Annotated in this window: 7 protein-coding genes; 1 reads left to right on the top strand and 6 read right to left on the bottom strand. The window is 70.0% G+C overall.

All coding sequences use genetic code 11. The features are described 5' to 3' along the window. Positions 1-594 precede the first annotated feature (594 nt). Both ACXC9Q_RS21530 and ACXC9Q_RS21525 read right to left on the bottom strand, forming a co-directional pair. Positions 595-819 (bottom strand): hypothetical protein, encoded by a 225-nt coding sequence (locus ACXC9Q_RS21530; protein ID WP_457058399.1) that lies wholly within the window; start codon positions 817-819, stop codon positions 595-597. A gap of 46 nt (positions 820-865) precedes the next feature. Further along, positions 866-1,843 (bottom strand): hypothetical protein, encoded by a 978-nt coding sequence (locus ACXC9Q_RS21525; protein WP_457058398.1) that lies wholly within the window; start codon positions 1,841-1,843, stop codon positions 866-868. Between ACXC9Q_RS21525 and ACXC9Q_RS21520 the strand changes: the two genes are divergently transcribed. Beyond that, complete coding sequence (locus tag ACXC9Q_RS21520; protein WP_457058397.1) at positions 1,781-2,416, top strand: hypothetical protein; 636 nt, start codon at positions 1,781-1,783, stop codon at positions 2,414-2,416. The two genes, ACXC9Q_RS21525 and ACXC9Q_RS21520, sit on opposite strands and share 63 nt — an antisense overlap. 99 nt (positions 2,417-2,515) lie before the next feature. Here ACXC9Q_RS21520 and ligA read toward each other — a convergent pair whose 3' ends face one another. From ligA to ACXC9Q_RS21500, 4 genes are all read right to left on the bottom strand, one after another. Next, positions 2,516-4,645 carry an NAD-dependent DNA ligase LigA gene (gene ligA / locus ACXC9Q_RS21515; protein WP_457058396.1) on the bottom strand — a complete coding sequence of 710 codons (2,130 nt, stop codon included), beginning with the start codon at positions 4,643-4,645 and terminating at the stop codon, positions 2,516-2,518. A gap of 78 nt (positions 4,646-4,723) precedes the next feature. Further along, positions 4,724-5,701 (bottom strand): methionine synthase vitamin-B12 independent, encoded by a 978-nt coding sequence (locus ACXC9Q_RS21510; protein ID WP_457058395.1) that lies wholly within the window; start codon positions 5,699-5,701, stop codon positions 4,724-4,726. After that, entirely contained in the window at positions 5,698-6,792 is a 1,095-nt protein-coding gene (mnmA, locus tag ACXC9Q_RS21505; protein ID WP_457058394.1) for a tRNA 2-thiouridine(34) synthase MnmA, read from the bottom strand. The genes ACXC9Q_RS21510 and mnmA overlap by 4 nt, the downstream gene beginning before the upstream one ends. Then, positions 6,792-7,994 (bottom strand): cysteine desulfurase family protein, encoded by a 1,203-nt coding sequence (locus tag ACXC9Q_RS21500; RefSeq protein ID WP_457058393.1) that lies wholly within the window; start codon positions 7,992-7,994, stop codon positions 6,792-6,794. The genes mnmA and ACXC9Q_RS21500 overlap by 1 nt, the downstream gene beginning before the upstream one ends. Between the last annotated feature and the right edge of the window lie 768 nt (positions 7,995-8,762).

Here is an 8,762-nt window from a genome sequence, read left to right as displayed (position 1 = left end):
GCGAAATGTTCGCTACCCTCCTCATCGACGACCTACACCGCGTTGCGACCACCCCCTGATCTCGCCGTGGAAGATCCTCCCCAGCCTGGCCCGGCCGGCCCGTGGGTCTGGACCTGCGTGGACGTGGGGCACTCACTAACCCGGTCGGTCAGGTGCCGAGTGCTCGCGGCCGAGCGGGGCGTCTCCCGCATCGCGCTGCTTGGTGAGTGGAGCAGGTCCGGTCAGCGGCCCGGCATCGCCAAACCGCCCACCGCCGCGCGGCCGGGGTGTGGCGGACTTCCAAGCCATCACAATCACCGAGACTCCGCGATCGTCGGCGGGAGGTCTTCGTCCTGGCCTCGTTGTGATGGCCTGGCGATTCGGTCGACGGCGCGGGCAACACCCACGGAACCGACCGAAGCGCCGGATATCCCCTGACGTGGTGCCTTCTCCGCTGGTATGCGAGGGGAGAACGCTCAATTCGAGGGGCCGGTTATCCCCTCAAATTGCCCCGGCAGCGCAACGCCGGGGTCAGCGGCTCAGTGGGGGAGGGTGGGGTGACAAGCGAAAGCCCCCGGCTCCAGGCGTCGGGAGCGGGGGGCTTCTGCTGTGGGCCTAGGTGAACTGGAAGTAGGCGAGGACCCAGAGGCCGGCCAGGATCAGGAGAACGACGACGCCGATGAGGGCGACGATCAGGATCGCCTGACTGTTGCTGCCGTTGCGGTCCGGGAGATCGAACTGGGTGGGGCCCCAGGCCCCACCGCCGTCGACGCGCTGGACGGCCTCGGGCGGTGGCGCCGCCACGGTCCGCGCATCCCGCTTCTCCCGGGGGAACTTCATCCGGCCTCCCTGTCCTCGCCGACGGCCGTGACATCCACCGTAGCGCTCAGACGAAGAACGTCTCGTACGAGATGTTGATCCGCTGCGAGGCGTAGTCGTCCGACGCGTTGCCGGTGATCTCGACCCGCCATCCGGCCACGTAGGAAGCGTACGACTTCCCGTCACTGTGCGACTGGATGTACAACTTCAGCGCCGCGATGTCCCCGCCTTTCAGCACCCCGAACGCGTCGTTGACCGCGGCCGGCAGCGCCTTCTTCACGTCGCCGGGATCACCCGAGGCGCTCATCTCGATCTGCTTGATGCCCTCGCCCTCGCTGGCGTAGAAGTACACCCGCTGCGAGCCGTACTTGCCGACCTGCTTGCTGCAGGAGCTCGTGCAGACGTACTGCTTCGCCTTCAGCGCCGCGGCCAGCTGCGGCTCAGTCGTGTCGAAGGTCTTTTTCGGCAGGTCGAGCGAGTCCGAACCGGACTTGCCGCCGGACAGCTCCACGGTGTCGCCGTCGTTACGCAGCTCGAACTCACCCCAGGTGCTGCCGACCTTCTGCGACTTCTGGCCGGTCTTGATCGCGTCCTGGACCTTCTTGACCTCGCTGCCGCCGAACGTGTCGTTGCCGAGCGCCTGCAGTGCCGCGTCGAAGGTGACCGCGGCGTTGTTGACGTTGTCCTCGTTCTGCGACGTCAGGTCCACGCCGATGATCGTGCCGTCCGACTGGAACTGGAAGATCGCCTGGGCCTCGGTGGCGCCTTCGTACTTGAAGCAGCCGCGGTGCGCGCCCTGCGCGGTGTTGAACAGGTCGCTGCAGCCGTAGCCGAGGCCCTGCAGCTTGTCGGTCGCCGTCTTCGCCTGACCGGTCGCATTGCCGAGCTCGCCGTTGTTGTCGCCGCCGCCGTTCGTCGGGTTGCCGGTCGGCTGCTCGGACGTGGTCGGCCCGGACTCGGGCTTGTCGTCACCACCGAACGCGTGGATGCCGAGGAAGACGAGCAGGCCGATCAGCACGATGCCGACGACACCGCCGCCGATCACCAGCGGCAGCTTGTCCTTGCTGATGCCACCGGGACCCTTGGAGCCGCCAGGCCCGCCCGGCTGCCACTGGGGCTGTCCACCCTGCTGCTGCTGCCAGCCGCCGCCCGGCTGCTGGCCCTGGGGACCCCACGCCTGCTGCTGGTAGGGACCGCCTTGCTGCTGCGCGGTGCGCTGACCCCAACCGCCCTGCGCGGGCTGTCCCTGAGGCTGCCCCGGACCCGGCCGGCCCTGCTGGCCGGGCTGGGCCGGCTGCTGCCCCCAGCCGCCCTGCTGCGGAGACTGCCCCTGCTGCGGAGGCTGTCCGTGCGGAGGTTGTCCGTGCGGAGGTTGTCCGTGCGGGGGCTGGCCCTGCGGAGGCTGACCTTGCTGGGGCGGCCGACCCTGCTGCGGAGGCTGACCCTGGTGGGGAGGCTGCTGCGGGCGCTGACCCCAGCCGCCACCACCCTGGCCGGGAGGTTGCTGTCCCCAGCCGCCTTGCGCACCCTGTCCCCCTTGCTGCCCGCCTGGCTGGCCCCCCGGCTGCCCAGGACCCCACGGTCCCCGCGGCGGCGTCGTCATATTCGCTCCTTTTGACCCACGTGTGGACGTGCAAAGTTAACAGTCGGACGGCTCAGTCCGGCCGTTGGATCCACGCCGTACGACGACGTGGCGCTGATCACCCGTCGCAGGGAGCTACGCGTCGCCGGGGTCCGGCGTGGTGGCGACCTCGGAGGCGGCGTCGGCGCCTTGGTCGAGCAGCACCTGGAAGCCGGCCGCGTCCAGGATCGGAACGCCCAGCTGGACCGCCTTGTCGTACTTCGATCCGGGCGAGTCGCCGACCACGACGAACGAGGTCTTCTTCGAGACCGAGGACGCCGCCTTGCCGCCGCGCGACACGATCGCCTCGGTGGCCTCGTCCCGGCTGAAGCCTTCGACGGTGCCGGTCACGACGATCGAGAGGCCGGTGAGGGTCTGCGCCACGGTCGGGCCGGTGCGCTCCTCGCGGAGCTGGACGCCGGCCGCCTTCCACTTGTCGACGATCGCCTGGTGCCAGTCGACCTCGAACCACTCGATGACCGCGTGCGCGATGGTCGGACCGACACCCTCGATCTCCGAGAGCTCCTCCTCGCTCGCCGCGCGGATGCCCTCGATGTCGTCGTACACGGCCGCGAGCGCCTGCGCCGCGGTCGGGCCGACGTGCCGGATGGACAGCGCGACCAGCCCGCGGGACAGCGGCTGGGTCTTGGCCTGCTCCAGGTTCGCCAGCAGGCGCAGGGCGTTCGCCGACAAGGATCCGGCCTTGACGGTGAAGAACGAACTCCGGGCCAGGTCCTCCTCGGTGAGCCCGAACAGGTCGCCCTCGTCCACGATCAGCCCGTCACCGATCAGTGCGTCGGCACCCTTGAACCCGAGCGCCTCGATGTCGAACGCCGACCGCCCGGCCAGATGGAACAACCGCTCCCGCAACTGCGCCGGGCAGGACTTCGTGTTCGGGCAGCGGATGTCGACATCACCCTCCTTCATCGGGCGCAGCGTCGTACCGCAGGAGGGGCACTCGGTCGGCATCACGAACTCGTGGGCGTCGTCCGGCCGCAGGTCGATCACCGGGCCGAGGATCTCGGGGATCACGTCGCCGGCCTTGCGCAGGACGACGGTGTCGCCGATCCAGACGCCCTTGCGTTTCACCTCCGACGCGTTGTGCAGGGTCGCGAACTCGACCGTCGAACCGGCCACCCGCACCGGCTCCATCCGCCCGTACGGCGTGACGCGGCCGGTGCGGCCCACGTTCACCTCGATGTCGAGGAGCTTGGTGGTGACCTCCTCCGGCGGGTACTTGTACGCGATCGCCCAGCGGGGGGCGCTCGAGGTCGAGCCGAGCGCGCGCTGCAGGTCGACCTCGTCCACCTTCACCACGACCCCGTCGATCTCGTGGTCGACGGAGTGCCTGTTCTCGCCGTAGTACGCGATGAACTCGTTGACCTGGTCGAGCGTCTCGACCTTGCGGGCGCGGTCGCTGACCGGCAGGCCCCAGGCCCCGAGCTGCTCGTACGCCGAGGACAGCCGGCGGACGTGATAGCCGTCGACGCGGCCGAGGCCATGGACGACGAAACGCAGCGGGCGGCTCGCGGACACCCGGGGGTCCTTCTGCCGCAGCGATCCGGCGGCGCTGTTGCGCGGGTTGGAGAACGGGTCCTTGCCCGCCTCGACCAGCTGCGCGTTCAGCTCCTCGAAGTCCTCGACGCGGAAGTAGACCTCGCCGCGGACCTCCAGGAAGGACGGCAGGTCCTTGCCGTCCAGCTCGTTCGGGATGCTCTTGATCGTGCGGACGTTGAGCGTCACGTCCTCGCCGGTGCGGCCGTCGCCACGGGTGGCGCCGCTGACCAGCGTGCCGTTCTCGTAGACCAGATCGAGGGCGAGCCCGTCCACCTTCAGCTCGCAGATGAACCCGCTGTCGTGGATCTGCTTGAGCGTCACCTCCCGCTCCAGCCGCTTGGCCCACGCCTCCATCTGCTCGGCGGAGAACGCGTTCGCCAGGCTCTCCATCCGCATCGGATGCTGGACCGGGGTGAACAGCGTGGAGATCGGGATGCCGACCTTCTGGGTCGGCGAGTCCGGCGTGCGGAGCTCGTTGTACTGCTCCTCGATCGCCTGCAGCTCGTGCATCAGCTCGTCGAAGTCCGCGTCCGAGATGATCGAGCTGCCCAGGTAGTACTTCACCCGGTGGTCCTCGATCTCCTTGCTCAGCGCGGCATGCCGCTCCCGCACCTCAGGCGGCGCAGCAGGCTGTTCACCAGCAGTACTCTCGGGAATCTCCTCGCTCATGAGCAAAACCTACAGCCGACCACCGACGTTTCTCCGCAAGGTAGACGCCGCCTCCGGCGCCGAGAACCGACTATTTGGTCAGGCGTCTGCGGCTTCGCCTACTGCGTCGACGACTCGGCGGAGCAGGTCCAAGCGCGCGCGGGCGTCGGCCGGTGACGGGGAGGCCGCGAGGCCGCACGCAGGCGTGATCACGACCTTCTTCAGGAGTTCCGGGTCGAGGCCCAGCTCGCGCCAGCGGCGGATCAGCGGATTCGCGGCCTGCTCGGGGTTCGGCAGGGTGCCCGTGGTGGGGACCAGGCCCGCGTAGAGGGTCGTGCCGGCCTCTGCGGCGAGGGCGATCTGATCCCACCCGGGATTGCCGAGCAAAGAGATGTCGACGGCGACGCCGGTGGCGCCGGACTTGGTGAAGACCTCGATCGGCGGTCGGGCAGCACAGCAGTGGATCACAGTGGGTGCTGCGGTGGTCACCAGGCTCAGGAGCTCCACAGCGCCCGGACCATCGACCGAGCGGTGCTTGCTCCAGCCGGACGCCGTCGGGATGGCCCCGGCGAGTACGGCGGGCAGGGCCGGCTCGTCGATCTGTACGACGAGCTCCGCCCCCGGAACCCGACGTCGTACCTCGGCGACGTGATCCCCCAGCCCCAACGCCAGCACCTCGGCCAGGTCACGCCGGGCGCCGTGGTCCGCGAGCACCTTGTCACCGCGCGGCCGCTCGACGGTGGCCGCCAGAGTCCACGGCCCGGTGAGCTGCAACTTCAACGGACCGGTGTAGCCGTCCGCCAGCTCCTCGAGCACATCCAGATCCTCAGCGAGCAACGACCGCGCCCGGCGCTGATCCAGACTCGCCCGCGGATCGCTCCCCCCGGTCAGCCGCCACCCGGCCGGCTGCAGGTCTACCGCCAGCTCGGTCAGTACGGCGACGGCCCGGCTGAGCATGTCGCCGTACGGACGCGCCGGCAGCTCGGCCAGGAACGGGATGTCGACCGCTTCGAGCAGCACCTTCGTCCACTCGCGGATGTCGTCACCCGGCAGGGATCCCAGGCCAGTGGTCGTCATGCGTGCTGGGCTGCTGCCCGGGAGACTGTGTCGATTGTGGCTGATCCGATCACCCGGGTGCCGTCGTACAGGACGACGGCCTGGCCGGGTGCGACCGCTGAGGTCGGCTCGTCGAAGTCGACGACGACGAGATCGCCTTCGAGTCGGGCGGTGACGGCGACCTCTTCGCCGTGCGCGCGCAGCTGAGCCTTCGCGTGCAGCTCAGAGTCCGGCACGGGACCGCACCAGCGCGGCTTCGACGCGGTCAGCTGCGCGACCGCCAGCTCCTCGCGCGATCCGACCGTCACCGTGCGGTCGACCGGGCTGATGTCCAGCACGAACCGCGGCTTGCCGTCGGCTGCCGGCGTGCCGATCCGCAGGCCCTTGCGCTGACCGACGGTGAAGCCATGAGTGCCCTTGTGCTCACCCAGCTTGTTGCCCTGCGCATCGACGATGTCGCCGGGCGCCTCACCGAGCTGCTTGCTGAGGAATCCCGGAGTGTTGCCATCGGCAATGAAACAGATGTCGTGACTGTCCGGCTTGGCCGCCACCGACAACCCGCGGCGCTCGGCCTCGGCCCGGACCTCGGTCTTGGGCGTGTCCCCGAGCGGGAACAACGCGTGCGCGAGCTGCTGCTGCGTGAGCACTCCGAGCACGTAGGACTGGTCCTTGGCCGGATCCACCGCGCGATGCAACTCGCGAGCGCCGTCCGGAGTGTCCACGATCCGCGCGTAGTGCCCGGTCGCGACCGCGTCGAAGTCGAGTGCGAGGGCCCGCTCGAGTACGGCGCTGAACTTCACCTTCTCGTTGCACCGCAGGCACGGGTTCGGCGTACGACCGGCCGCGTACTCCGCGACGAAGTCCTCGACCACGTCGGCGTGGAACCGCTCGGCCAGGTCCCAGACGTAGAACGGGATGCCGATCACGTCCGCGGCCCGGCGGGCGTCGCGGGAGTCCTCGATCGTGCAGCAGCCGCGCGCGCCGCTGCGGTACGACTGCGGGTTCCGGCTCAGGGCCAGGTGCACTCCGACCACGTCGTGCCCGGCCTCGGCCATCCGCGCCGCCGCGACGGCGGAGTCGACCCCGCCGGACATGGCTGCGAGTACCCGCATCAGGTGTTCCTTCCCACGTTCTGCAGTCCTGCGGACTTCGCCCGCTCCACCACCGGTCCGATGTTCTCCAGTACGGCGTCGACGTCGGCGCGGGTGCTGGTGTGCCCGAGGGTGAACCGGAGTGACCCGCGCGCCCGCTGGTCGTCGTACCCCATGGCCAGCAGCACGTGGCTCGGCTCGGCGACCCCGGCGTTGCACGCGGAGCCGGTCGACACCTCGATGCCGCGCGCGTCGAGCAGCAGCAGCAACGAGTCGCCCTCGCAGCCGCTGAAGGACAAGTGTGCGTTACCGGGCAAGCGGTCCGCCGGGTCACCCGACAACTTGGCGCCCTCGACCGTGCTCACCACCCCGTCGATCAGCGCGTCCCGCAGCTCGGTCAGGCGGCGCGCCTCGTCCGCCTGGTGCTTGATCGCGTGCTCCATCGCGACCGCGAACCCCGCGGTCGCGGGCGCGTCCAGCGTGCCGGACCGGACGTCGCGCTCCTGCCCACCGCCGTGCAGGATCGGCGTCAGCTTCGTCTCCTTGTGGACGATCAGCGCGCCGATCCCGTACGGACCGCCGAGCTTGTGCGCGGACACGGTCATCGCGTCCACCCCCAGCTCCGCGAAGTCCACCGGCACCTGCCCGATCGCCTGGACGGCGTCGGTGTGCACGGGAACGCCGTACTCCTGCGCGATCGCCGCGATCTCTCCCACCGGCTGCAGTGTGCCGACCTCGTTGTTCGCCATCATCAACGTGACGAACGACACGCTCTCCGGATCGCTCTCGATCGCGCGTCGTACGTCGTCCGGCCGCACCCGCCCGAGCTCGTCGACCGGCAGCCACTCGATCTCGGCCCGCTCGTGCTGACCCAGCCAGATGGCCGGATCGAGGACGGCGTGATGCTCGATCCCGCTGAGCAGGATCCGGCGCCGCCGCGGGTCCTCGGCCAGCCGGGCCCACCACAGCCCCTTCAGGGCGAGGTTGTCCGCTTCGGTGCCGCCGGAGGTGAAGACCACCTCGCTCGGCTGCGCTCCGAGCGCCTCGGCGATCGTCTCGCGCGATTCCTCCACCGTCCGCCGGGCCGCTCGGCCGGAGCCGTGCAGGGACGACGCATTGCCGGTCCGCGCGAGGTGATAGGTCATCGCCTCGATCGCGGCCGGGAGCATCGGAGTGGTCGCCGCGTGGTCCAGGTACACCGTGCGGCGCTCGGGAGAGGTCATAACGGTTTCAAGAGTATGTCCGCCGCGGTTGTTCCCGCTCCTCGGGCCTCAGCGGTGGGACAGGAGCCGGACCGTACGGGCGTGCTCGAAGCGCGCGCCGATCCGCTCGAACCGGTCGGCCGCCTCCGCGAGCGTGACCCGGTCCCGGGTCAGGCGGCCGCTGGCGCGCAGCAGAACGGCGTCCGACCAGGCGTTCTCCGTGACCGCGCGTTCGACGTACTGCGGGGCGTCGTGGAAGCCGGCCACGACCGCCAGCTCGGCACCCGCGGTCCGTGCGTACGGGACCCACCATGGCTCGGGAAACTCCGCGAAAGCCCGCTGGACCGCGTTTGCGACGTTGGCCGTCAGCAAGCCGGCTTCGAGGCTGTGCATGGTCAGCCGGGCGTCGACGAAGGCAGCGTTCGCCGCCAGCGCCGGAGCGTCGGCCGGGTCCTGCACGCGGGCGATCTCCAGGGCCCGGTCCTGCCAGACCGACGCCAGGCCGGTGCCGAGCAGTCCGTGGGCCAGTGCGGCTGAGGATGCGGCCGATGCCATCCAGGCGTGCGGCGGGCAACCGGCAGCCCGCCAGCCGCTCCACATAACGTCCGCCGCCTCGACTGCTTCGTCGAACAGTCCGGCCAGCGCGAACGCGCGGACCTGGCGTGGGGCGGTGATGAACGGATGAACGTGCGCGGGGTCGTCGGTGAGCCGGGCCAGCCGAACCGCCTCGGTCAGTTCACCGGACGCCACCGCAGTCGTGGAGGCGACGTGGTAGGCGTCCACGATCTC

The organism is Kribbella sp. CWNU-51, from assembly GCF_054073265.1.
Note: the sequence above shows the minus strand (reverse complement) of the source record. Positions and strands in the feature narration are given on the sequence as shown.